Annotated in this window: 20 protein-coding genes and 1 tRNA gene; 8 read left to right on the forward strand and 13 right to left on the reverse strand. The window is 62.6% G+C overall.

From position 1 onward, the window contains the following. Positions 1–37: 37 nt before the first annotated feature. Positions 38–113: transfer RNA gene (locus tag QMO80_RS12650), tRNA-Ala, on the reverse strand. Between the two features lie 150 nt (positions 114–263). Further along, on the reverse strand, positions 264–647 hold the full coding sequence (locus QMO80_RS12655) for a TIGR02300 family protein (protein ID WP_003583384.1): 384 nt from the start codon (positions 645–647) through the stop codon (positions 264–266). Positions 648–974: 327 nt separating this feature from the next. On the opposite strand from QMO80_RS12655, the gene cmk reads away from it, so the two are divergent. Continuing rightward, complete coding sequence (cmk, locus tag QMO80_RS12660) at positions 975–1,622, forward strand: (d)CMP kinase (protein ID WP_283196906.1); 648 nt, start codon at positions 975–977, stop codon at positions 1,620–1,622. 177 nt (positions 1,623–1,799) lie between these two features. Beyond that, positions 1,800–3,503, forward strand: a complete 1,704-nt coding sequence (rpsA, locus tag QMO80_RS12665; RefSeq protein ID WP_003571265.1) for a 30S ribosomal protein S1 — start codon at positions 1,800–1,802, stop codon at positions 3,501–3,503. Positions 3,504–3,578: 75 nt separating this feature from the next. Here rpsA and QMO80_RS12670 read toward each other — a convergent pair whose 3' ends face one another. The 3 genes from QMO80_RS12670 to QMO80_RS12680 all read right to left on the reverse strand — a co-directional run bounded on the left by QMO80_RS12670 (position 3,579) and on the right by QMO80_RS12680 (position 6,903). Then, the gene (locus QMO80_RS12670) at positions 3,579–5,132 is read right to left on the reverse strand and encodes a hypothetical protein (protein WP_283196907.1); all 1,554 of its coding nucleotides are present in this window, start codon (positions 5,130–5,132) and stop codon (positions 3,579–3,581) included. Positions 5,133–5,362: 230 nt separating this feature from the next. After that, entirely contained in the window at positions 5,363–5,989 is a 627-nt protein-coding gene (locus QMO80_RS12675; protein WP_283196908.1) for a ribonuclease D, read from the reverse strand. 104 nt (positions 5,990–6,093) lie between these two features. After that, a complete protein-coding gene (locus QMO80_RS12680) occupies positions 6,094–6,903 on the reverse strand; it encodes a MerR family transcriptional regulator (protein WP_283196909.1) in 810 nt (269 codons plus the stop codon). A gap of 166 nt (positions 6,904–7,069) precedes the next feature. Here QMO80_RS12680 and QMO80_RS12685 point away from each other — a divergent pair, with 166 nt between their 5' ends. Both QMO80_RS12685 and QMO80_RS12690 read left to right on the forward strand, forming a co-directional pair. Further along, a complete protein-coding gene (locus QMO80_RS12685; RefSeq protein WP_283196910.1) occupies positions 7,070–8,350 on the forward strand; it encodes a 4-aminobutyrate--2-oxoglutarate transaminase in 1,281 nt (426 codons plus the stop codon). A gap of 65 nt (positions 8,351–8,415) precedes the next feature. Next, positions 8,416–9,897 carry an NAD-dependent succinate-semialdehyde dehydrogenase gene (locus tag QMO80_RS12690; RefSeq protein ID WP_283196911.1) on the forward strand — a complete coding sequence of 494 codons (1,482 nt, stop codon included), beginning with the start codon at positions 8,416–8,418 and terminating at the stop codon, positions 9,895–9,897. Between the two features lie 45 nt (positions 9,898–9,942). Here QMO80_RS12690 and QMO80_RS12695 read toward each other — a convergent pair whose 3' ends face one another. Beyond that, positions 9,943–10,152 carry a SlyX family protein gene (locus tag QMO80_RS12695; protein WP_064681619.1) on the reverse strand — a complete coding sequence of 70 codons (210 nt, stop codon included), beginning with the start codon at positions 10,150–10,152 and terminating at the stop codon, positions 9,943–9,945. Positions 10,153–10,333: 181 nt separating this feature from the next. Between QMO80_RS12695 and uxaC the strand changes: the two genes are divergently transcribed. Together uxaC and QMO80_RS12705 are read left to right on the forward strand one after the other, a co-directional pair. Further along, complete coding sequence (gene uxaC, locus QMO80_RS12700) at positions 10,334–11,749, forward strand: glucuronate isomerase (protein ID WP_283196912.1); 1,416 nt, start codon at positions 10,334–10,336, stop codon at positions 11,747–11,749. Beyond that, entirely contained in the window at positions 11,746–13,203 is a 1,458-nt protein-coding gene (locus tag QMO80_RS12705; RefSeq protein ID WP_283196913.1) for a mannitol dehydrogenase family protein, read from the forward strand. The genes uxaC and QMO80_RS12705 overlap by 4 nt, the downstream gene beginning before the upstream one ends. Before the next feature lie 271 nt (positions 13,204–13,474). On the opposite strand, the gene QMO80_RS12710 is transcribed toward QMO80_RS12705, so the two are convergent. The 7 genes from QMO80_RS12710 to QMO80_RS12740 form a co-directional block, all read right to left on the reverse strand. Further along, positions 13,475–15,925, reverse strand: a complete 2,451-nt coding sequence (locus tag QMO80_RS12710) for an FAD-dependent oxidoreductase (RefSeq protein WP_283196914.1) — start codon at positions 15,923–15,925, stop codon at positions 13,475–13,477. Further along, positions 15,926–16,801: a phosphotransferase gene (locus QMO80_RS12715; protein WP_283196915.1), complete on the reverse strand. Its 876-nt coding sequence runs from the start codon at positions 16,799–16,801 to the stop codon at positions 15,926–15,928. It lies immediately after the preceding gene. A gap of 153 nt (positions 16,802–16,954) precedes the next feature. Then, entirely contained in the window at positions 16,955–18,031 is a 1,077-nt protein-coding gene (locus QMO80_RS12720; RefSeq protein ID WP_283196916.1) for an ABC transporter ATP-binding protein, read from the reverse strand. Between the two features lie 32 nt (positions 18,032–18,063). After that, on the reverse strand, positions 18,064–19,161 hold the full coding sequence (locus QMO80_RS12725) for a Gfo/Idh/MocA family protein (protein WP_283196917.1): 1,098 nt from the start codon (positions 19,159–19,161) through the stop codon (positions 18,064–18,066). After that, positions 19,161–20,039 carry a carbohydrate ABC transporter permease gene (locus tag QMO80_RS12730; protein WP_049731318.1) on the reverse strand — a complete coding sequence of 293 codons (879 nt, stop codon included), beginning with the start codon at positions 20,037–20,039 and terminating at the stop codon, positions 19,161–19,163. The genes QMO80_RS12725 and QMO80_RS12730 overlap by 1 nt, the downstream gene beginning before the upstream one ends. Position 20,040: 1 nt before the next feature. Continuing rightward, positions 20,041–21,000 (reverse strand): carbohydrate ABC transporter permease, encoded by a 960-nt coding sequence (locus QMO80_RS12735; protein ID WP_283196918.1) that lies wholly within the window; start codon positions 20,998–21,000, stop codon positions 20,041–20,043. A 6-nt stretch (positions 21,001–21,006) separates the two neighbouring features. Continuing rightward, a complete protein-coding gene (locus tag QMO80_RS12740) occupies positions 21,007–22,293 on the reverse strand; it encodes an ABC transporter substrate-binding protein (RefSeq protein WP_283196919.1) in 1,287 nt (428 codons plus the stop codon). A 202-nt stretch (positions 22,294–22,495) separates the two neighbouring features. Between QMO80_RS12740 and QMO80_RS12745 the strand changes: the two genes are divergently transcribed. Both QMO80_RS12745 and QMO80_RS12750 read left to right on the forward strand, forming a co-directional pair. Further along, complete coding sequence (locus tag QMO80_RS12745) at positions 22,496–23,173, forward strand: TetR/AcrR family transcriptional regulator (RefSeq protein WP_283196920.1); 678 nt, start codon at positions 22,496–22,498, stop codon at positions 23,171–23,173. A 131-nt stretch (positions 23,174–23,304) separates the two neighbouring features. After that, entirely contained in the window at positions 23,305–24,453 is a 1,149-nt protein-coding gene (locus QMO80_RS12750; protein ID WP_283196921.1) for a Gfo/Idh/MocA family protein, read from the forward strand. Positions 24,454–24,456 lie beyond the last annotated feature (3 nt).

The raw sequence follows: 24,456 nt of genomic DNA on the forward strand, positions 1-24,456 counted from the left end.
CGCGGCTGCGCCATGCGAAGCCCGTAAGGGCGAAGCGTGGTGGAGCTAAGCGGGATCGAACCGCTGACCTCTTGCATGCCATGCAAGCGCTCTCCCAGCTGAGCTATAGCCCCATCAAGGTGGTCCGGCTGAGGGCCGGTCCTGGGATGCTTCGCAGGGCGTGCCCTGCGGAGTGGCGGCTTATTACTTCCGGTTTTCGGAGATAGCAAGCCTAAAAAATTCGGCCCGGAGAATTTTTTCCTCGCCGGGCCGAAATGCAGCCGTCAGACTTCGTCTTCGTCGCCGGTCACGCCGATGATGTCGCTCATGTCGTCGTCGTCATCGTCTTCGTCGGGTGTGAGGAAGGTGTCGTCGTCGTCATCGCCTTCGATTTCGACGTCGTCATCGCCCATATCCGGGATGTCGTCGCCGGAGGCGGCGTCATCGGCGTCCTCAAGCGAAACCAGTTCGACTTCGGTGTTTTCGGTATCGACTTCCGCAACCTCGTCCTCTTCGGCAACATCGGCGATTGCCGACGTTTCCTCAAAGAAGGACAGGGGGTAGGACTTGCCGGTATAAGGAGAAACGATCGGATCTCGGTTCAGATCATAAAACTTCTTGCCGGTTTCCGGATCGGTACGCTTGGTTCCAAGTTCCGCTTTCGCCACTATAAGCCTCGTGAGAATGGCCGAATCCGAGATTCGGCAAATGCCGTTCAAGCCGGCGTTCCATCGGAATTTATAAGCCGGTCCCCTTAATCGCTGTGGCTTCCCATGTCAAAGCCAAACTTTACGATCGGAGCGCAAGCTATTTCCGGCGCCAATGGATGACCGGCCGGCGGGTTTATGGTAACGAGCCGCGGCAGCCGCAGAGCTGAGCGAAGATCGTCGTCGGAAGGGGTGGCCTTGCGAAGAAAATGCTGCGCCTTTACAAGGGATTACGCCGTGCATGGCACCGCGCCGCCGCCTTTGAGCCAGTTGCCCCAGGATTGACAGATGAGCACCAAGACTTTCACCATCGCCATCGATGGCCCGGCGGCGGCCGGCAAGGGCACGCTTTCGCGCCGCATCGCCAAGCAATACGGCTTTCATCATCTCGATACCGGCCTGACCTATCGCGCCACGGCCAAGGCGCTGCTCGACGCCGGCCTGCCGCTCGATGACGAGGCGGTGGCCGAAAAGATCGCGCGGGAGGTTGAACTCGCCGGATTGGATCGCGATATACTTTCCAAACATGAGATCGGCGAAGCCGCCTCGACAATAGCCGTCATGCCGGCGGTGCGCCGGGCGCTTGTGGAGGCACAGCGGCGATTTGCGACGAAGGCGCCGGGAACCGTGCTCGACGGGCGCGATATCGGCACGGTCGTCTGCCCGGATGCGCCGGTCAAGCTCTATGTGACGGCAACGCCGGAGGTGCGCGCCAGACGCCGTTACGACGAGATCCTCGGCAAGGGGGCGACGGCCGATTTCGATGCGATTTTCGAGGACGTCAAGCGGCGCGACGAACGCGACATGGGACGGGCCGACAGCCCTTTGAAACCAGCAGTCGATGCGCACTTGCTTGATACGTCGGAAATGAGTATAGAGGCCGCGTTTCAAGCCGCTCAATCGGTCATCGATGCGGTCTTGAACCGAAATGCCTAAATTCAAGCGATTTTGCATGCTCAGACGCATGGATCGCTTTTAATACAGCAGCCTGAAATTCCGTCCAAGCGCCGGATTGCCTTCGTGAAAGAGGGCGGACTGGGTTCAGGCCCGTTCAACGCAAACCAACCGGCGCATACGTGTCCGCTTCCCTATCCAGGACACGCAGGAGATTTTATGTCAGTAGCAACTCCCTCTCGCGAGGATTTCGCGGCCCTTCTCGAAGAGTCCTTTGCCAAGAACGATCTGGCCGAAGGCTATGTCACCAAGGGCATCGTCACGGGCATCGAAAAGGATGTCGCCGTTGTTGACGTCGGCCTGAAGGTCGAAGGCCGCATCGCGCTCAAGGAATTCGGCGCCCGCGCCAAGGATGGCCAGCTCAAGGTTGGCGATGAAGTCGAAGTTTACGTTGAGCGCATCGAAAACGCGCTCGGCGAAGCCGTTCTGTCGCGCGAGAAGGCTCGCCGCGAAGAAAGCTGGGTCAAGCTCGAAGCCAAGTTCGAAGCCGGCGAGCGCGTCGAAGGCGTGATCTTCAACCAGGTCAAGGGCGGCTTCACGGTCGACCTCGACGGTGCGATCGCCTTCCTGCCGCGTTCTCAGGTCGACATCCGCCCGATCCGCGACGTCACGCCGCTGATGCACAACCCGCAGCCCTTCGAAATCCTCAAGATGGACAAGCGCCGCGGCAACATCGTGGTTTCGCGCCGTACGGTCCTGGAAGAATCCCGCGCCGAGCAGCGTTCTGAAATCGTTCAGAACCTCGAAGAAGGCCAGGTTGTCGACGGCGTCGTCAAGAACATCACCGATTACGGTGCGTTCGTCGACCTCGGCGGCATCGACGGCCTGCTGCACGTCACCGACATGGCATGGCGCCGTGTGAACCATCCGTCGGAAATCCTGAACATCGGCCAGCAGGTCAAGGTTCAGATCATCCGCATCAACCAGGAAACCCACCGCATCTCGCTCGGCATGAAGCAGCTCGAGAGCGATCCGTGGGATGGCATCCAGGCCAAGTATCCGGAAGGCAAGAAGATCTCCGGTACCGTCACCAACATCACCGACTACGGTGCGTTCGTCGAGCTGGAGCCGGGCATCGAAGGCCTGATCCATATCTCGGAAATGTCCTGGACCAAGAAGAACGTTCACCCCGGCAAGATCCTGTCCACCAGCCAGGAAGTCGAAGTCGTCGTTCTCGAAGTCGATCCGTCCAAGCGCCGTATCTCGCTCGGCCTCAAGCAGACGCTGGAAAACCCGTGGGCAGCATTCGCCCGCAGCCATCCGGCCGGCACTGAAGTCGAAGGCGAAGTCAAGAACAAGACCGAATTCGGCCTGTTCATCGGCCTCGACGGCGATGTCGACGGCATGGTGCACCTCTCCGACCTCGACTGGAACCGTCCGGGCGAACAGGTCATCGAGGAGTTCAACAAGGGTGACGTCGTCAAGGCCGTCGTTCTCGACGTCGATGTCGAGAAGGAACGCATCTCGCTCGGCATCAAGCAGCTCGGCAAGGATGCGGTCGGCGACGCCGCTGCATCGGGCGACCTGCGCAAGAATGCAGTCGTTTCCTGCGAAGTCATCGCAGTCAACGACGGCGGCGTCGAAGTGAAGCTCGTCAACCACGAGGACATCACTTCCTTCATCCGTCGCGCCGACCTCGCCCGCGACCGCGACGAACAGCGCCCCGAGCGCTTCTCGGTCGGCCAGGTGTTCGATGCCCGCGTCACCAACTTCTCCAAGAAGGACCGCAAGATCATGCTGTCCATCAAGGCTCTGGAGATTGCGGAAGAGAAGGAAGCTGTTGCCCAGTTCGGTTCGTCCGACAGCGGCGCTTCGCTCGGCGACATCCTGGGCGCAGCGCTCAAGAACCGCGGCGGCGAATAAGCCTCGCATCCGCCTTTGAATTGAAGAACCCGCCGGAGCGATCCGGCGGGTTCTTCATTTTCAGGCGATAAAAAGTTACTCCCAGCCGACCATGCGCTGATAGAGCGCATAAACAGGGTCGGCGCCCGCGCCCGACTGATAAGGCGTCGGCTCGGCATCGATCATTCTCGGCGTCCTGCGCTGAGGCGCAGCATTCGCCGCTTCAGCATCGGCCGCGGCATCCCCGTCGCCGGACTGCGCCTGCTGCTGATCCCCTTGCTGCTGATCCGGCGGCGCCCCATCGTGGTGGTGCTGATGCTGGTGGCTGGTTTCACCAGCGTTCTCGTTCGACGGGACATCCTTGGCGAACTGATAAGGCAGCTGCGTATAGGCAAGTCCCTCCGGCATCCTTGCCGCGAGCGGGATATAGGCAGCCTCGACCGTCTCGGAAATCGGCATCATCGGCGGTGGCGCATCGGTCTCTTTCGGCTGGCGGGCAGCCGCGGCCACGATCTCCGTTTCCGCCGGCGACGGGCGCGGCGCTGCAGGCGGGCGCGCATCGGCTGCTGCGAGGTCCGCCGGCTGCCTGGTCAAGGTTTCGGTCGCATCGCTGATGACGGCTTCGTCGAGGATCGCATCGATCTCCACGGCCGCTTCGACACGGCCATCCTCCGGCACGGCCTCGACGTCCTGCTCGCGGATGATGGTGACGATCATCTCGGAGACCTCTTCGGTCATAGAGGCGACAATTCCCGTCCAATTCCTGGGAATGACGGGATCGCCTTTTCCCGACATGGCGCGAGGCTGGATCGCAGGCGCCTCCGGCATTTCCCGCGCGTCCTCGGCCGCTGCGGCTTGGGCCGGCAAGGCTGGCGCGGCGTCGATCTCCCGCGGCTCGGATTCTTCCGGCGCGGCCGCGCTTGCCGCTGCCGATTGAGCCCGGTTTTCGGGCCGCGGCGCTTCCGGATCGGCAGCGTCCACGGCCTCGGCGATTATCGCTTCCTCGGCGGTCGCCGAAGCCGCGGTCTCTATCAGCGAACTCGCCGGCGCGGACGGCTTGTCTGCCGGCTGGCGCATGGCGGCAGACGCATGATCCTCGTGCAGCTGGATTTCCGGCCGGGCCTCAGTGCGTATCGGCGAAGCGTCGTTCTGGCCATAGGAGCGCACGACGGCACGGGCGGCGAGATCGCGATCCTTGTAGCGGACAATTTCCAGATAGGCGACGATGCGGGCTGCTTCCGGACCTGCGGGATTCTTCAGGGCTGCGGCGATCATCCGAAGCGGCAGGCTGTGGCCTTGCTCCGTGAGTTGGCGCTCGACCTCGTCGATCCTGGCAGCCGGCAGCCGCTGGATGGCATCGGCAAGCCGGGCGGCGAAGGCGAGATTGGTCTCGTCCTCGCCGCGATCCAGCGAGATCGCGCGGCCGGCCGCATCGATCGCGTCGAAAAGGGCTTCGACCATGCGCTCGCGGGCGGCAAGAAGCAGGATATTGAGTTTGCCGGCAATGGCGGAATTCAGGTCGGCGGCTTCGACGGGGTTGACGGGCGCTGGCGCAATCACAGAACGGCCGAGGCCGCCGGCGACGATCGCCGCAGTCTGGCCTTGGGACGAAAAGCTTGCATTGGACGCTGCACGAACGGGAGTCAACATGGCATGCTCCTTTCGCAAAGTGACGATGAAAGCAGGCTCCATAAAAGGACCGCGCTCATCCGGCCCCCTTGCATCCCAGCAGATCCTCCTGTCCGCATGACGCAATACCGGCGTCATCGAAATGCATAAATATTAACGGGAATTTTAGGAAAGAGGCGTTAACGAATCGCTAACGCCGCGGACACGCCGATCCACGATCTTTGTTTTCATGCGTGCCGCAGGCGATTTACTCAGCTATGGGCGAAGATATCGGCCTCTTCCCAGCCGAGCAGGTCGAGCTTGGCGCGGGTCGGCAGGAATGCGAAGCAGGCCGTCGCATGGTCGAACCGGCCGTCGCGAAGCAGGCGTTCCGTCAGCTTGTCACGCAGCGCGTGGAGATAAAGCACATCGGAAGCGGCATATTCGAGCTGGGCCGGAGACAGCGTCTCAGCCGCCCAGTCGGACGATTGCTGCGCCTTGGAGATATCGACGTCGAGCATCTCCTTGAGATTGTCCTTGAGGCCGTGCCGATCCGTATAGGTGCGGATCAGGCGCGAGGCGATCTTGGTGCAGAACACCGGCGTCGTCGTGACGCCGAAGGTGTGGAAGAGCACGGCGATATCGAAGCGGCCGTAATGGAAGATCTTCTGATGGGTGGGATCTTCGAGCAGGGCGACGAGATTGGGGGCCTCTTTCTGGCCGGCGGCGATGCGGATGACGTCGGCGGTGCCGTCACCCGGCGAAAGCTGGACGACGCAGAGCCGGTCCCGGCGCGGCACCAGGCCGAGCGTTTCGGTGTCGATGGCGACCGCGCCGGTGTAGCGGGCGGCATCGGCCGCTGATATGTCGCCTTCGTGATAACGTATGGTGGCGGCCATGAGACTGTCTTTCCCTAAGATGTCAGGCTGAACCGGCCTGAGATCGTGTTTTAGCGCTATAGCGCAAAGCCGCAAAATGCGAAACCGCTTCCTCTGGCGGTGGTTCAGAATGTCGGCGGCGTGTTGATCCAGAGCAGGACGGTTTCGCCGTCATGGCGGTTGCGCCAGGAATGGTAGCGGCGGCTTTCGAAATAGAGCGAATCGCCCGGGCCGAGATCGAAGAACTGATCGCTGTCGAGCACCAGTTCGAGCCGGCCGGACAGGACATGCATGAATTCCTCGCCCTCGTGGCGATAGGCGCCCTCGCTGGCAGCACCCGGCGCCAGCACGAAACGATGGCAATCCATCATCCTTGGGCCTTCGGCAAGAAGCTGCACGGCGACCCCAGGTGTCGTTTCCGGCCAGCTGCGCCATTCCCCGGCACGCACCATGACCGGCACCTCGCCGCTTTCTTCGCCGGAGAGGCGGGAGACGGTGGTGCCGTAATACTCGGCGAGATCGTGCAGCGTCTTGAAACCGACGCCCTGCGAGGTGCGCTCCAGCGTCGAGAGCGTCGAAGCGGTGATGCCGATATCGCCGGCCACCTGTTCCAGCGTCTTGCCGCTCGCGTGGCGCAGGCTGCGCAGCTTGCGGCCGAGGCCGGTGGCCTGGTTTGCCTCGGCGCCGTCGGCGGACGGTTCCTCGCCCTCCAACGCCTCGCGGATGGCCGCGGGATTGAGGCCGCGCTCGACCCGATACCAGGAGATGCGCTTCAGGCGCGCCACGTCGTCGGCGCTGTACTGGCGATGACCGGTTTGCGAACGGCCGGGAACCACCAGACCCTGGCTTTCCCACAGACGCAGCGTCGAGGCCGAAACGCCCGCCAGCCGTGCGGCCTCCGCCACCTTGTAGCGTACCGGCCCGTTATCGTTCATCCGCCAACATCCCCGATTCCAATCGCTCCCGAGCATTTATCAAAAAGCGTGATGTTTGAAGCAAAAAATCCCACTTGTTTTCTTGCAGGAAAAATGTAGGAGTTTTATAAATATCTTGCAGAACTTATACAAGATAATTTCAACCCCTTCAGATAGGAGCGCATCAATGACCGCGACGAGCCTTACGGACCGGAAGAACGCCGCCATTTCACGCGGCGTCGGCATGACCACCCAGATCTATGCCGATCGTGCGGAGAATGCCGAGATCTGGGACAAGGAAGGCCGCCGCTACATCGATTTCGCCGCCGGCATCGCCGTTCTCAACACCGGCCACCGCCATCCCCGGGTGATTGCGGCGGTCAGGGATCAGCTCGACCGCTTTACCCATACCTGCCATCAGGTGGTGCCCTATGAAAACTACGTCAGTCTTGCCGAACGGCTGAACGCGCTGGTGCCGGGTGACTTCGAGAAGAAGACGATCTTCGTCACAACAGGCGCCGAAGCGGTCGAAAACGCCGTCAAGATCGCCCGTGCGGCCACCGGCCGCTCGGCCGTCATCGCCTTTGGTGGTGGCTTCCACGGCCGAACCTTCATGGGCATGGCGCTGACCGGCAAGGTCGTGCCCTATAAGGTTGGCTTCGGCGCCATGCCGGGCGATGTCTTCCATATCCCCTTCCCGGTCGAGCTGCACGGCGTCACCGCCGATCAGTCAATGGCGGCGCTGAAGAAGCTTTTTGCCGCCGATGTCGATCCGCAGCGGGTGGCGGCCATCATCATCGAGCCGGTGCAGGGTGAAGGCGGTTTCTACGCCGCACCCGCCGCCTTCATGAAGGCGCTGCGTGAACTCTGCGACCAGCACGGCATGCTCTTGATCGCCGACGAGGTGCAGACCGGCTTTGCCCGCACCGGCAGGATGTTCGCCATGGATCATCACGAGGTGGCGGCGGATCTCACGACGATGGCGAAGAGCCTTGCCGGCGGCTTTCCGCTCGCCGCCGTCACCGGCCGCGCCGAGATCATGGACGCGCCCGGACCGGGCGGGCTCGGCGGCACATATGGCGGCAACCCGATCGGCATCGCCGCCGCCCACGCCGTGCTTGACGTCATCGCCGACGAGGATCTCTGCAACCGCGCCAACCAGCTCGGCGGGCGGCTGAAACAGCGGCTGGAATCGCTGCGCGAGACGGTGCCCGAGATCGCCGATATCCGCGGGCCGGGCTTCATGAATGCCGTCGAATTCAACGACCCGAAGACAGGATTGCCGAGTGCCGACTTCGCCAACCGGGTGCGGCTAATCGCGCTCGACAAGGGGCTGATCCTGCTCACCTGCGGTGTCCACGGCAACGTTATCCGCTTCCTCGCACCGATCACCATCCAAGACGAGGTGCTCGGCGAGGCGCTCGACATTCTCGAAGCTTCAATGCTGGAAGCGACTGCGGGCAAGTGACCGCACCGGAACCCGCATTCCACGGCTGCCCGCGCCGGCAGCCGCGTTCCCAATAAGGATATGACATGGCTTTCACCACCGCACTGACGAAACACGTTCCCTTCTCTTCTCCCTTGCTGCGCGACGCCGGCTACATCAACGGCGCCTGGACCTCAGGCAATGCCACTGGGACTTTCGACGTGCTCAACCCGGCAACGGGAGAACTGCTCGCTTCGCTGCCCGATATGGGGGCTGCCGAGACGCGGGCGGCGATCGATGCGGCCTATGCCGCCCAGCCGGCCTGGGCTGCCCGCCCGGCCAAGGAGCGCAGCGCGATCCTGCGCAAATGGTTCGACCTGATGGTCGCCAATGCCGACGAACTCGCCGCAATCCTGACCGCCGAAATGGGCAAGCCGTTCGCCGAAGCGCGCGGCGAAATCCTCTATGCGGCGTCCTATGTCGAATGGTACGCCGAAGAAGCCAAGCGCATCTATGGCGAGACGATCCCGGCACCTTCCGATGACAAGCGCATGATCGTCATCAGGCAGCCGGTCGGCGTCGTCGGCACGATCACGCCGTGGAATTTCCCGGCGGCGATGATTGCCCGCAAGATTGCACCGGCGCTGGCCGTCGGCTGCACTGTGGTGTCGAAGCCGGCCGAGCAGACGCCGCTGACGGCAATCGCCCTTGCCGTGCTCGCCGAACAGGCCGGCATTCCCTCAGGCGTCTTCAACCTCATCGTCGGCGTCGACGGCCCGGCGATCGGCCGTGAGCTGTGCGGCAACGACAAGGTGCGCAAGATCAGCTTCACCGGCTCGACGGAGGTCGGCCGCATCCTGATGCGGCAATGCGCCGACCAGATCAAGAAGGTGAGCCTGGAGCTCGGCGGCAACGCGCCGTTCATCGTCTTCGACGATGCCGATCTCGACGCCGCGGTCGAGGGCGCGATCGCCTCCAAATACCGCAATGCCGGCCAGACCTGCGTTTGTGCCAACCGTCTCTACATCCAGTCGAGCGTCTATGACGCCTTCGCGGCCAAGCTTGCCGCCAGGGTCGCCGCAATGTCGGTCGGCGACGGCTTTCAGGCCGGCGTCGAGATCGGGCCGCTGATCGATGAGCAGGGCCTTGCCAAGGTGGAAGACCATGTCGGCGACGCGCTGGCCAAGGGCGCCAAGGTGCTGACCGGCGGCAAACGCATCGACGGCGCCGGCACCTTCTTTGCCCCGACGGTGCTGACCGGTGTTGTTCGCGGCATGAAGGTGGCGCGCGAGGAAACCTTCGGGCCGGTGGCGCCGCTCTTCCGTTTCGAGACGGCCGAGGATGTCATCGCTCAAGCCAATGATACGGAATTCGGCCTTGCCGCCTATTTCTATGCCGGCGACCTGAAGAAGGTCTGGCGGGTGGCCGAAGCGCTGGAATATGGCATGATCGGCATCAACACCGGCATCATGTCCTCCGAGACCGCGCCCTTCGGCGGCATCAAGCAATCCGGCCTCGGCCGCGAGGGCTCACGCCACGGCGCCGACGACTATCTGGAAATGAAATATCTCTGCATCGGCGGCGTCTGATCCGTCAGCCGGGAAAACCGGGCACGCGGTATCCCCCGCGTGCCGTCAATAATGCGGCGGGCGGGTGATACCCGGCGCTTCCAGCGACTGCTCCTCGAGCGACAGGAAGCGTTCGGTGAGCCGGTCGAGCTTGGTGCGCATCTGCTCGACGATCTTCCATTGTTCGGCAAGCTGATCGGAAAGCTCCTCGATCGTCTTTGCCTGATAGGCCAGCATTTCCTCCAGACGGGTGATGCGGTTCGTCTCGTCGGACATCGATCCTCCTTTGCCGAAACCGGCAGTACAGATGCTTCTCCCAAAGCGGAAATAGGCCGCTTCGTCAATGCTTTCGAGGGCCGGCGCAGCGGTGCGCAAAAACCGAACCATCTGGTTACTAAAAGACCTTGCCGCGCCTGATGTTGTGGGGTAGGCCCTTATCCATCAGGGAGGAATACTGATGGATGCAGGAAACAGCTTTCTTCATCCGGACCGGCTCTTTCCGGCCGACCCGGCAACACGGACCATTGCGCGCGACCTCTACGAGACGGTGCGCAATCTGCCGATCGTCAGCCCGCACGGGCATACCGAACCCGCCTGGTTCGCCGACGACAAGCCCTTCGAAGATGCGGCCTCGCTGCTGGTCATCCCCGATCACTATCTCTTCCGGATGCTGCACAGCGTCGGCGTTCCCTTGGACGAGCTCGGCGTTCCCAGGCTCGACGGCAAGCCGGTGGCTGCGGGGCGGACGATCTGGCGAACCTTTGCCAAGCATTATCATCTCTTCCGCGGAACGCCGTCGAGCCTCTGGGTCGACCACGCCATGTCGGCCGTGCTCGGCTGCACCGAGCCGCTGACATCAGACAATGCCGATGCGCTCTACGACCATATCAATGCTCAGCTTGCCCTTCCCGAATTCCGCCCGCGGGCGCTGCATCAGCGATTCGGCATCGAAACGATCGCGACGACGGAGGGCGCGCTTGACCCGCTGACGCATCATCAGAAGATGGCCGCCGACGGCTGGATCGGCAAGGTGCGCACCACCTACCGGCCGGACAGCGTCACCGATCCGGATGCGGTCGGCTTCCGCGATAATCTCATCAAGTTCGGCGAGATCACCGGCGCTGACGTGACGCGCTGGGAGGGCCTGATCGAGGCGCACCGGCGCCGGCGCGCCTATTTCCGCCAGTTCGGCGCCACCGCGACCGATCACGGCGTGCCCACAGCCTTCACCGCCGATCTGCCGCTTGCGGAAAAGCAGGCGCTGCTCGACAAGGCGCTGAGGGGGCCGCTGTCGGCTGCGGAGGCGGAACTCTTCCGCGGCCAGATGATGACCGAGATGGCCGGGCTTTCGGCCGAGGACGGCATGGTCATGCAGATCCATGCGGGGTCGCGGCGCAACACCGACAGCGGGCTGTTTGCGACGCGCGGCCCGAATATGGGCGCCGATATTCCGACCCGCACCGACTGGGTCGGCGGCCTCAATGCGCTGCTTTCCAGATACGGCCATGCGCCGGGGCTGCGGGTGCTGCTCTTCACCCTCGACGAGACGACCTATGCGCGCGAAATGGCGCCGATGGTCGGCCATTGGCCCTGCCTGATGATCGGCCCGCCCTGGTGGTTCCACGACAGCCCGCTCGGCATCCGCCGCTATCTCGACCAGGTGGTGGAAACGGCAGGCTTCGCCAATATGGCCGGTTTCAATGACGATACGCGGGCGCTGCTTTCGATCCCGGCGCGGCATGATGTCTGGCGCCGCGAAGTCTGCCGCTTCCTCGCCGGCCTTGCCGCCGAGCACCGGATTTCCGAGAGCGATGCCGCGATCGTGGCGGGCGAACTTTCCTATGGCAATGCGAAGAAGGCCTACAAGCTGTGAGCGAACGACTGCAGACCCTTTCCGGCCTCGCCCCGACGGCGAAGCTTCCCGCCTATGACCGCAGCCGGCTGAAAAGCGGCATCCTGCATCTGGGTCCCGGCGCCTTTTTTCGCGCGCATTTCGCGCCGTTTACGGATGGCGCGCTCGCAGCCGACGGCGGCGACTGGGGTATCGAGGTGGCAAGCCTGCGCACCGCCGATGTCGCCGACAATCTGAGTGCCCAGAACGGGCTTTATACGACGTTGATCCGTGACACCTCGGGAACGACGGGCGAGGTGATCGGCTCGATCCTGAAGGCGCATGTGGCGCCGCGCGATCCGGCCGGCCTGCTGGCGCGGCTCGAAGATCCCGATATCCGCATCGTCAGCATGACGGTGACGGAAAAGGCCTATGGTTTCGATCCCGCAACCGGCGGCCTCGACCTCAAACATCCCGATATCGTCGCCGACCTCGCCAACCGGCATGCGCCGCGCGGCGTCATCGGCTATCTCGTCGAAGGCCTTGCGCGCCGGCGGCAGAAGGGCATCGCACCCTTTACGCCGCTCAGCTGCGACAACCTGCCGAGCAACGGCGCTGTTTTGAAACGCCTGGTGCTCGAATTCACCTCCCGTATCGATGCCGATCTGCACCGCTGGATCGAAGCGAATGTGCCCTTCCCTTCGACGATGGTCGATCGCATCACGCCGGCCAGCACCGACGCGACCTACGCCGATGCCGAGCGGCTGACCGGCCGCACGGATATGGCGGCGATCGAGACCGAGCCCTTTACGCAATGGGTCATCGAAGACCATTTCGCCAATGGCCGGCCGGCCTGGGAAAAGGTGCGCGGCGCGCTGATGGTCGAAGACGTCTCGGCCTATGAGAAGATGAAGCTCCGGATGCTGAACGGCGCCCATTCGCTGCTCGCCTATCTCGGTTATATCGGCGGCTATGAATTCATCCGCGACGTGATGGACGATGCTGCCTTGGCAGCGCTTGCCTACCGCCATATGCATGCAGCGGCGAGAACGCTTGATCCCGTTCCCGGCATCGATCTCGACGACTATGCCAATGAATTGATAGCACGCTTTGCAAATAAGGCGATCGCCCATCGCACCTATCAGATCGCCATGGACGGCACCCAGAAACTGCCGCAGCGGCTGCTGGAACCGGCCTGCGAGGCGCTGGCGCATGGCGACCGGGCGGAGACCTATGCGATCGCCGTGGCGGCCTGGATGCGCTATGCGATCGGCGAACACGGCAATGGCGAGCGCTTCGAGCTGCGCGATCCCCGGGCCGCGGAAATCGCGGCGCTGATCGCCGATGTCCCGCGCACCGGCCCGGCGATTTCGGCGGCTCTCTTCACCCTGCCCGGATTGTTCCCGGCGGCTTTGACCGGACACCGCGCCTGGGCGCAGGATGTCTCGGACAAGCTGGAGATTTTGATTCAGGACGACCGGCTGCCGTTGTTTTGAGATTTTCTGACCTAGGAAAGGGCGTGCCGTAGCCGTCCCCCTCTGCCCTGCCGGGCATCTCCCCCACAGGTGGGGAGATTGGCTGGGCTCGCTGGCTTCCCCAAACAACTGGCGTCACAGCCCGGTGAAACGACAGACGGATGCAAAGGTTTGGCCACTTGTAATCTCCCCACCCGTGGGGGAGATGCCCGGCAGGGCAGAGGGGGCGGCCACGGCGTGCCCTCTCATCGGTACCCTCGGAGTGCTCGAGCACACAAAGAAATTCGACCCATCACGTCTTCACCCGCGCCATATCGGGATCGTAGAGCGGTGCCAGCGACACCTTGCAGGGGATGCGTTCCCTGGCGACGTCGAGCTCATAAGTGCCGGAGAGGACGAAATCCTCCGTGACGCCATCGGCATTGCGGACATAACCGTAGCCGATCGGTTTGCCCAGCGTGTAGCCGAAGCCGCCACTCGACAGCCAGCCGACGCGTTTGCCGTCGCGATAGATGGTTTCGCGGCCGAGCAGCACGATATCGGGATCGTCGGGAACGAAGCAGGCGAGGCGCTTCTTCACTCCCTCTTTAAGCTGGCGCTCGATCGCCTCGCGGCCGCGGAAGGGAATGTTCTTTTTGATCTTCACCGCCCAGCCGAGGCCGGCTTCAACAGGCGTGTGGTCGGGGCCGATATCGGAGCCCCAGGCGCGATAGCCTTTCTCCAGCCGGCAGCTCTCGATGGCGCGGTAGCCGGCATTGACGAGGCCGAATTCGCCGCCTGATGCCATCAACACGTCATAGACCGTGGTCGCGTATTCGATGGGAATATGCAGTTCGTAGCCAAGCTCGCCGACATAGGTGATCCGCAACGCCCGCACCGGGCAGCCCGATATGCCGATGGTTCTGACCTGGCCGAAGGGGAAAGCGGCGTTCGACACGTCGCTGCCGGTCACCTTTTCCAGCACCGCGCGTGCATTCGGTCCCATCAGCGACAACACGGAGTAGGCTGAGGTGACGTCGACCAGCTCGGCATGCATCTCCGCCGGAATATTGCGGGCGATCCAGTTGAAATCATGGGTGGCGAAACCGGTGCCGGTGACGATGTAATATTCGTTCTCGGCGACGCGGGCGACGGTCAGATCGCATTCGATGCCGCCCTTGTCGTTCAGCATCTGCGTGTAGATGAGCGATCCCACGGGTCTTGCGACATCGTTGGCGGCGATCCAGGAGAGGGCCGCCTCGGCATCCCTGCCCTTCAGCACGAATTTGGCGAAGGAGGTCTGATCGAAGATGACGGCCGCCTCGCGCACCGCCCTGTGCTCGCGGCCGACGGCCTCGAACCAGTTCTGCCTGGAATAGCTGTAGATATCCCTAGGCTCCTCGTTAGCGAAGAGATCGGCAAACCAGTTCGGCCGCTCCCAGCCGAGCTTTTCGCCGAAACAGGCGCCCTGCGCTTTCAGCCGGTCGTAGAGCGGCGATTTGCGGCAGGGGCGGCCGCTCGCATGCTCCTCGAACGGCCAGGCCATGGTGTAGTGCTTGCCATAGGCTTCGAGCGTACGGGTGCGCACCCAGTCGGTATCGAAGTGGGGGCGGCCGAAACGGCGGATGTCGACCGGCCAGAGATCATAGGGCGGCTCGCCCTTCGTCACCCATTCGGCAAGCGCCATGCCGGCGCCGCCGGCCGAGGCGATGCCGAAGGCGTTGAAGCCGGCGCCGACGAAGAAGTTCTTCAGATCCGGCGCCTCGCCGAGAATGAAGTTACCGTCCGGCGTAAAACTTTCCGGGCCGTTCAACAGCTGCTTGACGCCGACATTCTCAAGCGCCGGAACGCGGCCGAGCGCCTGTTCCATGATCTGCTCGAAATGGTCGAAATTGCTGTCGAGCAGCGTGTAGTGGAAACCTTCGGGGATGCCGTTTTGCGCCCAGGGAATGGGGTTCGGCTCGTAACCGCCCATGACGATGCCGCCGACCTCTTCCTTGTAATAGGTCAGGCGATCGGGATCGCGCAGCGTCGGCAGGTTGGAGGGCACGCCGAAGGATTCGGTGATGATATATTGATGTTCGACGGAGACCAGCGGCACGTTGACGCCGAAGCGCTGGCCAAAGGCGCGCGTCCATTGGCCGGCGCAGACGACGACGCGCTCGCATTCGATACGGCCCTCAGCGGTAACGACGGCGCGGATTCTTCCCTTGTCGATTTCGAGATCGAGAACCTCGGTATCCTCGAAGATCGAAACACCCGACAGGCGGGCGCCCTTCGCCAGCGCCTGGGTGATGTCGGAGGGATTGGCCTGGCCGTCTGTGGGAAGAAAGGCGGCGCCGACGAGATCGTCAGTTGTCATCAGCGGCCAGAGATCGAAGGCTTCCTGCGGCGTCAGCAATTGCATTTCGAGGCCGAAGGACTGCGCCGTGGTCGCCTGGCGCTTGACCTCGGTCCAGCGCTCCTCGTTGCAGGCAAGGCGCAGGCCGCCATTCATCTTCCAGCCGGTGCCGAGGCCGGTTTCCTCTTCCAGCCGCTTGTAGAGATCGACGGAATAGCCGAGCAGCTGGGTGATATTGGCGCTGCTGCGCAGCTGGCCGACGAGGCCGGCGGCATGGAAGGTGGTGCCCGAAGTCAGCTTCTTGCGCTCCAACAGGACGGTATCGGTCCAGCCGAGCTTGCCGAGATGATAGGCTGTCGAGCAGCCGATGATACCGCCGCCGATGACCACGGCTTTCGCCGTCTTCGGTAATTGTCTCGTCATTTATCGATCCTGTTCAAAGGCTTGATAGGCGCGCTCGAAACGCGCGAGATTTTCGGCCGTGTAGGCGGCATAATCGAAGTCGATGGTGGAATGGATTTCCGAAATCATGCTCCAGAGCGTCTCGCGCAGCAGCGAGGCGCATTTCATCGCGCTATAGCGGCGGCTGAGATCCGATGTCAGCGGCCGGTCGAAATAGGCCTCCAGCATCATCCGCTCGGCCGCTTCAGAGAACTCGTTGTTGGAGGCCAGTCCGCCGAGATCGAACAGCGGGGTGTTGAATCCGGCATAATCCCAGTCGATCAGCCAGAGCCGCTTGCCGTCGTCGAGAAAATTGGCGGCCAGCAGGTCGTTGTGGCCGAAGGCGATCTCGAACGGCCCTGCCGCTTGTTCCAGCGTCTCGGCCCCGCCCAGCAGCGCCGGCAGCAGCGGCAGATAGGGGCTGCCCGACTCCTTCAGGCTGGCGGCGTAGTCGCGGATGACGTGGAAGACCCAGAAGATCATCGCCTGGCCGCGGAAATGCCGGGCGATGTCGTGATGGCAGGCGCGGATGAGCGGAACGATCCGGGCGAGCATATCCGGTGTCCTTACGTCCTCCGGCGACAGCGCCCTCGCCTCGATATAATCGAGCACCAGCACGCCGGGCGAATGGTGGATGACAGCAGGCGACAGGCCGGCGGCATGCGCCGCGCGGCTTGCGGCAAGCTCGTTCTGGCGGCTGATGTGATGGATCGGAATATCGGTGCCGAGTCTGACCACGCAGCGCGCGACGGCATCGCTGACCAGATAGTTCCGGTTGGTGATGCCGCCCGAGATCGGCGAGATTTCGATCGGGCCCCGCCAAATGCCGAGCGCATGAATCCTATCTTCAGGCGTCATGCATCATCCCCCGGAGCATGATACCGAAAAGTGTGCGCGGTTTTCGGACGACATCATGCTCTAACTATTTAAGCTAGAACAGGATTCTTCCTGTTCCAGCGGCCCCTTCTCGAAATGATGGGGCAGAGCAGGATCGGCTGTCAAGCAGGGCGGTCAGATCGTCTTTCCAGCGGCGTCGAAGACGTGGCAGCGAGCCGGATCGAAGAAGGTCCTCACATTGGCGCCGCGCTCGACCTTCTGCTGGCCGTCGAGCGCGATCGTCATGAGCTGGCCATCCGGCGTCGTGGTGTAAAGCATGGTGGCGCCGCCGAGATTTTCGACGAGATCGACGTTGACGGTCGAGAGCGTGATGGCGCCTTCCGTGAGGGAAAGATGCTCGGGGCGGATGCCGAAGGTGACGTCCTCACCGGCTTCGCCCTTCAGCCGGCGCGGCAGGCGGACGGAATTGCCGCAGACATGAATGGTGGTTTCCGTCTCGCCGACCTCTTCGATGCGGGCCTTCAGAAAATTCATCTTCGGGCTGCCGATGAAGCCTGCGACAAAGCGATTGGCCGGGTTATTGTAAAGATCGAGCGGCGCGCCGACCTGCTCGATGCGGCCGGAGTTGAGCACCACGATCTTGTCGGCCATCGTCATGGCTTCGACCTGGTCATGGGTGACATAGATCATCGTGTTGCCGAGCTGCCGGTGCAGGCGGGAGATCTCGACGCGCATCTGCACGCGCAATTCGGCATCGAGGTTCGACAGCGGCTCGTCGAACAGGAAGATGCGCGGCTCGCGCACGATGGCCCGGCCGATCGCCACGCGCTGGCGCTGGCCGCCGGAGAGCGCCTTCGGCTTGCGCTCCAGGAGTTTTTCGATCTGCAGGATTTCGGCGGCACGTTTGACCTTCGGCTGGATGTCCGCCTTCTTATAACCCGCCGTCTCCAGGCCGAAGGCGAGGTTCTTGTAGACCGACATATGGGGATAGAGGGCGTAGGACTGGAAGACCATGGCGATGCCGCGCTTGGCGGGCGCCACCTCGTTCATGCGCTCATTGTCGAGCAGCAGCCCGCCGCCCGATATTTCCTCGAGACCGGCGATCATGCGCAGAAGGGTCGACTTTCCGCAGCCGGAGGGGCCGACGAAAACGACGAATTCGCCGGGATCGATCGTCAGGTCGATGCCATGGATCACATCCAGCGAGCCGTAGCGCTTTTCGACCTTCTGAAGAACGACACTGGTTGCCATCGTCTCAAAACCCCTCTCGTTTCATTTACCGGTTACTTCGTTCTTGCGCGCCAATCGGCGTATTTCGGACTGTCCGGGCCGACCGGCAACGGCACTTCGGCGCCGCTGTCGGAGGACTGGTAGATGGCGGTCACGAGTTCCAGTGCCCGGCGGGCATCCACCGTCGTCACCGGCAGCGGCCCCTGGCCGCTAAGGAAGGCGTGGAACTGGCCCATCTGGGTGGTAAACCTGGGGGCGACCGGCTGCCAATCGCTGACCACCCGGTCGATCTTCTCCCTGATGTCGTCATTGGCGGCGATGATCTTCCAGGGGTCCTTGCCCGGCGTATAGGGCTCATGGCTGCTTTCGAAGGTGACATTCTCGAAGTGCAGCCTCAGCCGGCTCAACTGTTCCTGCGATCCCAGCGTGCAGGACAGCGAGACGAAGGCGCCGCTTTCCATCAGCAGGCTGGCGGAGGCGCAATCCTCGACCTCGATATCGTTGACGCGGGTGGCGACGCGGCCGAAGACCCTTGCCGCCGGGCCCATCAGATGCATCATCATGTCGTGAAGATGCAGCGCATGGGTGACGAGCACGCCGCCGAGTTCGGTGGCCCATTTGCCGCGCCAGGGCACGGCGTAATATTCCGGTTTGCGCAGCCAGAAGGTTTCGACCGAGGCCGTATAGGCTTTGCCGGCAATACCGGCGTCGATGATCCGCTTGGCCTTCTGGATGCCGTCGCCGTAGCGATACTGGAAGATCGGCATCAGCACGCCTTTGGCGGCTTTCTCCGCTGCCATGATCGTATCGACGGCGGCAAGCGAGCCGGTCAGCGGCTTTTCGCAAACGACATGCTTGCCGGCGGCGAGCGCTGCGACCACCTGCTCCAGATGGACGCCGGGAGGCGTGCAGATATCGATGATGTCGATCGTGTCGTCGGCGAGCAGCTCCGCAAAGGAGGTGGTGCGCCGTTCGATGCCGAACTCATCGCCGACCGCGGCCAGACGCTCCTCATTCAGGTCGCAGATCGCCACGACCTTGAACTTGTCGGCATGCGGCAGATAGCCCTCGACGATATGCGAACGGCCGATGCCGCAGCCGACGATCGCGACGGTCTTGATGCTCATGTCGCTTTTTCCCATTGCCGCCATCAGCGCTTCATGCCCGTCGTGGCGATGCCCTCTATCAGCAGGCGCTGGAAGAACAGGAAGAAGAAGAACACTGGCACGAGCGTCAGCGTCGACATGGCGAACAAGCCGCCCCAATCCGATGCGCTGGTGGAATCCACGAAGGTGCGCAGGCCGAGCTGGATCGTATAGGTGTTCATATCGTTCAGGTAGATCAGCGGACCGAAGAAATCGTCCCAGGTCCAGATGAAGGAGAAGATGGCGGCCGTCGCCAAGACCGGCAGCGACAGCGGCAGCATGATCTTCCAGTAGATGCGCCAGGCGCTGCAGCCGTCCATCATGGCGGCTTCGTCGAGTTCGCGCGGGATGCCGCGGAAGAACTGCACCATCAGGAAGATGAAGAAGGCGTCGCTTGCCAGGAACTTCGGCACGACGAGCGGCAGGATGGTGTTGACCCAGCCGAGGTTGAGGAAGAGCACATATTGCGGGATCAGCGTCACGTGATAGGGGATCATCAGCGTGCCGAGCATGATCGCGAACCAGAAATTGCGGCCGGCAAAACGCAGCCGGGCAAAGGCGAAGGCCGTCAGCGAACAGGCGATGACATTGCCGGTCACGACAAGCAGCGAAATGACCAGCGAATTCCAGAAGAACCGGCCGAAGCTGACATCGAGGCCGACCCAGCCACGCGCATAGGAGGAGAAATCGATCGACGACGGAATGAGCGAGGTCGATGAGAAGATCTCGGTCTCCGGCCTGACCGATGCCGAAACCATCCACAACAGCGGATAGACCATCAGCAGCGATGCGGCGATCAGCAGGGCGTGGATGATGAGCGACGCCGGCAGGCTCCGTTTGGTGATATCCGATGGCGGCCTGGCCGCGGTGACGGAAGCGGTCATCTCAGTCATCGTAATGCACCCAATAACGCGAGGTCAGGAAGGAGAAAGCGGTGAAGACGGCGATGATCAGCACCAGGATCCAGGCGAGCGCCGAGGCGTAGCCCATGCGGAAATTGCCGAAGGCTTCCTGATAGAGATAGAGCGTGTAGAACAGCGTCGAGTTGATCGGACCGCCCGTGCCGCCGGAGATGATGAAGGCGGGCGTGAAAGCCTTGAAGGCATCAATGGTCTGGACGACGGCGTTGAAGAAGATCACCGGCGTCAGAAGCGGCAGGGTGATCTTGTAGAATTGGCGGAATTTCGAGGCGCCGTCGAGGCTTGCCGCCTCGTACATATCCTGGGGAATCTGGCGCAGGCCGGCGAGGAAAATAATCATCGGCGAGCCGAACTGCCAGACCGACAGAGCCACCAGCGTGTAGATCGAATAGTTCGGATGCGAGATCCAGCTCGGACCTTCGATGCCGAACTGCGAGAGCGCGGCATTGACGAGACCATCGCTGGCGAAAAGCTGGCGCCAGAGCACGGCGATCGCCACGCTGCCGCCCAGCAAGGAAGGGAGGTAGAAGATGGCGCGATAGAAGGTCAGTCCGCGCAGGCCGCGATTCAAAGCCATGGCGACCAGCAAGGCGAAGGTCAGTTTGAACGGCACCGAGAAGACGACATAAGTCAGGGTGACGTGCATGGCGGCCGAGAATTTCGGATCCGCCGTGGCGATGCGCACGTAATTCGCCATTCCCACCCACCGCGGCGACTGCAGCATGTCGAAGTCGGTGAAGGAGAGGTAGAGCGAAATCAGGGCCGGCCCGAGCGTCAGCCCGAAAAAGCCGAGTAGCCATGGCAGGAGGAAGAGATAGCCGGGAGCATTGGCATTCCAGAGACGCCGGAAGCGTCCTTCGGCCACGGCCCCCTGATATCTTTCCACGGATATGGCCCCTGCGGGCGTGCGCATCGCATTGCTCATACGGGATCAGCCTCGTGCGAGAATCTGCGTGATTTCCGTGACCAGCTGTTTGCCGCCATCGGAAGGAGACAGCTGGCCGAAGCCGACCTGTTCGGCGATGTTTCGCAGCATCAGCTCGCCTTCACCGGCGCCGGCCGGCGGCGGCGGCGGCAATTTGCCGGCGAGATCACCGAGACCGCTGACATAGGCCAATGCGACCTTGCCGTTCTCATCGAGCTTCGCCGCGACGACCTCGCGCATGGCGGCCGATTCCGGAATGCCGCGTTCGACATCCAGGAGCAGCACTGCCTCGGGATTCTTGACGAAGAAGTTGATGTAGTCCACGGCCAAGTCGATCGCTTTCGACTGGGCCGAAACAGAGAAGAACATCGAAGGCTTGCGATAGTGGCCGCCCTTCGAATCCGCCTTGATGCGCATATAGTTGGTGAGCGCCAGCTTGTCCTTGTTCATGGCCTGATAGGCAACGAACTGATTGGAATGGGCAAAACCGGCCGCAGATTTGCCGAGCGACACCGTGTTGGTTTCGATATCGTTCTTGTCGAGAGCCTGGATATCGGCTGGAACGCAGGCGCCGGCCTCACGGAACTTCGCCCACATATCGTACCATTCCGATGCGTCGTCCACGCCGAAGCCGATCTTGCCGTCGGCGGTATAGAGCGCCTTGCCGCGCTGGCGCAGCCAGTTTTCGAACAGAGGTTCGCCGCCGCTGCCGTCGGCGAGGCCGAACATGCCTTTGCGCTTGCCGGCCTTGGTGATCTCGGCGCCCATGCGGGCGAACTCGTCCCAGGTGGTCGCCTGCGTCGGCAGATCGACGCCTGCCTCCTTGAAGGCGGTGGTGTTCAGCACCGTCGCGGCCGAGTTCGCGCCCAGGCTGACACCATAGAGATGGCCGTCGACACTGCCGCCTTCGATCTGCGCCTTGTCGAAATCGTCGAGGTTGAGCTTCGCCGGCATGTAGGATTCCAGCGGCGCAAGCGCGCCGCGGCGCGCGTACTGAACGATATAGCGGTAGTCCATCTGGATGACGTCAGGCGCATTGCGGCCGGCGACCTGGGTCGCAAGGCGCGGCCAGTAATCGCCCCAGCCGAGGAATTCGCCGGTAATCGAGGTGCCGGCATTCTTCGTCTGGTAGAGCTGGGACACCTTGTTGGTGCGGTCGGCGCGCGGCTGCGAGCCCCACCACAGGAGGCGCAAGCGCTGTTCCTGTGCAAAAGCGCTGGTTCCCAGCGCCGAGAGCGAAAGAAGCGTGGCCCCTCCCGCAACGAAATTACGTCTGCTTACACGTAGGCTCATTTTTTCCTCCTCCAAAGGGAAGCGCCTCCACACGCTTCCGACCAGTTACCCTTGCATAAATAACTAATTGGTTACAAGCTACGAGCAAAGCGGCAAGCGTGTCAAGCGGGGTGTCGGTTCTTGCCGGCCGCCCTTTTAAATTCGGTTTTTACAATTTCGCACCGAAGGCTTATGAGCGCAACATGCCAGAGGGAGGGGAACGATGAACGACAGCGGGGAAAACGGGGAGAAGAAAAAATCCCGGCGCCCTTCTCAGGAACGCACGGCGCAACGCGATCCGGAGCGGACGCGCGCCGCAATCCTCGAGGCGGCCACCCGGGAATTCGCCGAAAACGGCATGGGCGGCGCCCGCGTCGACGCCATCGCGGAGCGCGCCGGCACCAACAAGCGCATGCTCTATCATTATTTCGGCGACAAGGAGCAACTCTACCTGAAAGTGCTCGAAGAGGCCTATGTCGGCATCCGCACCGCCGAGCGTGCGCTGCATATCGGCGACCGCAGCCCGGAGGAAGGCATCGGCGAACTGGCGCTCTTCACCTGGCGTTACTTTCTCCAGCACCCGGAATTCCTCAGCCTGCTCGGCACGGAAAACCTGCATCGAGCCCGGTGGCTGCGCCAGTCCGTCCGGCTCAAGGAACTGCATTCGCATCTGATCGGCGAACTTTCCCAAGTGCTGGAGCAGGGGAAGAAACAAGGCGTCTTCGTCGAGACGGCCGATCCGCTGCACGTCTATCTGACGATCGCCTCGCTCGGCTATTTCTATCTCTCCAACCAGTACACGCTTTCGACGATTTTCGGCCGCGACCTGATCGAGCCGGCCCATCTCAATGCCTGGGAAAGCCATATCGTCCACGTTACGCTCGCCTCGATCAAGCGCTGAGTTTCGAAAATCGCATTCGACTCTTGACAGGCTCTCCGCTCTTCTGTCATCAAGTAACTGTTTAGTTACTGGCTTGGGAGGGCCGGGCTGACATGCCCGCTCCCGCCGAAAAAGATTGCAGGGAGGAAAACATGGCACGCTTGGGGATCATCTTGCACGGCGTCACCGGCCGCATGGGTTACAACCAGCACCTAGTGCGCTCGATTCTGGCCTTCCGCGACCAGGGCGGCATCACGCTGAAATCGGGCGAGAAACTGGAGATCGACCCGATCATCGTCGGCCGCAACGGCGCCAAGATGGAAGAGCTGGCGAAGAAGCATAACATCAAGCGCTGGTCGACCGATCTCGACGCCGCTCTCGCCAATCCCGACGACACGATCTTCTTCGACGCCGGCACGACGCTGATGCGCGCCGAACTGCTGTCCAGGGCGCTCGATGCCGGCAAGCATGTCTATTGCGAAAAGCCGATCTCCGACGATCTGCAGGTGGCGATCGATCTTGCCCGCAAGGCGCGCCGCTCCGGCCTCAAGCACGGCGTCGTGCAGGACAAGCTGTTCCTGCCCGGCCTGCGCAAGCTGGCGCTGCTCAAGGATTCCGGCTTTTTCGGCAAGATCCTCTCGGTGCGCGGCGAATTCGGCTACTGGGTGTTCGAAGGCGATTGGGGCGTGCCGGCTCAGCGCCCCTCCTGGAACTACCGCAAGGGCGACGGCGGCGGCATCATCCTCGACATGCTCTGCCACTGGCGCTACGTGCTCGACAATCTGTTCGGCGAGGTCAAGGCCGTCTCCTGCCTCGGCGCCACCCATATTCCAAGCCGCATCGACGAGCAGGGCAAGCCTTATGACTGCGACACCGACGATGCGGCCTATGCGACCTTCGAGCTCGAAGGCGGCGTGATCGCGCAGGTCAATTCCTCCTGGGCGGTGCGCGTGCGCCGCGACGACCTCGTCACCTTCCAGGTCGACGGCACCCATGGTTCGGCCGTCGCCGGCCTGACCAAATGCTGGAGCCAGCACCGCGTCAACACGCCGAAGCCGGTCTGGAACCCAGACCAGCCGCAGACGATCGATTTCTACAAGACCTGGGACGAGGTTCCCGATACCCAGGCTTTCGACAACGGTTTCAAGGCACAGTGGGAGATGTTCATCCGCCATGTCGTCGAAGACGCGCCGTGGCCCTACGGGCTCGAAGCCGGCGCCAAGGGTGTGCAGCTCGCCGAACTCGGCCTGAAATCCTGGGCCGAGCGCCGCTGGCTCGACGTTCCCGCACTGGAGTTCTGAGCC

Source organism: Rhizobium sp. BT03 (assembly GCF_030053155.1).
Taxonomy (GTDB): domain Bacteria; phylum Pseudomonadota; class Alphaproteobacteria; order Rhizobiales; family Rhizobiaceae; genus Rhizobium.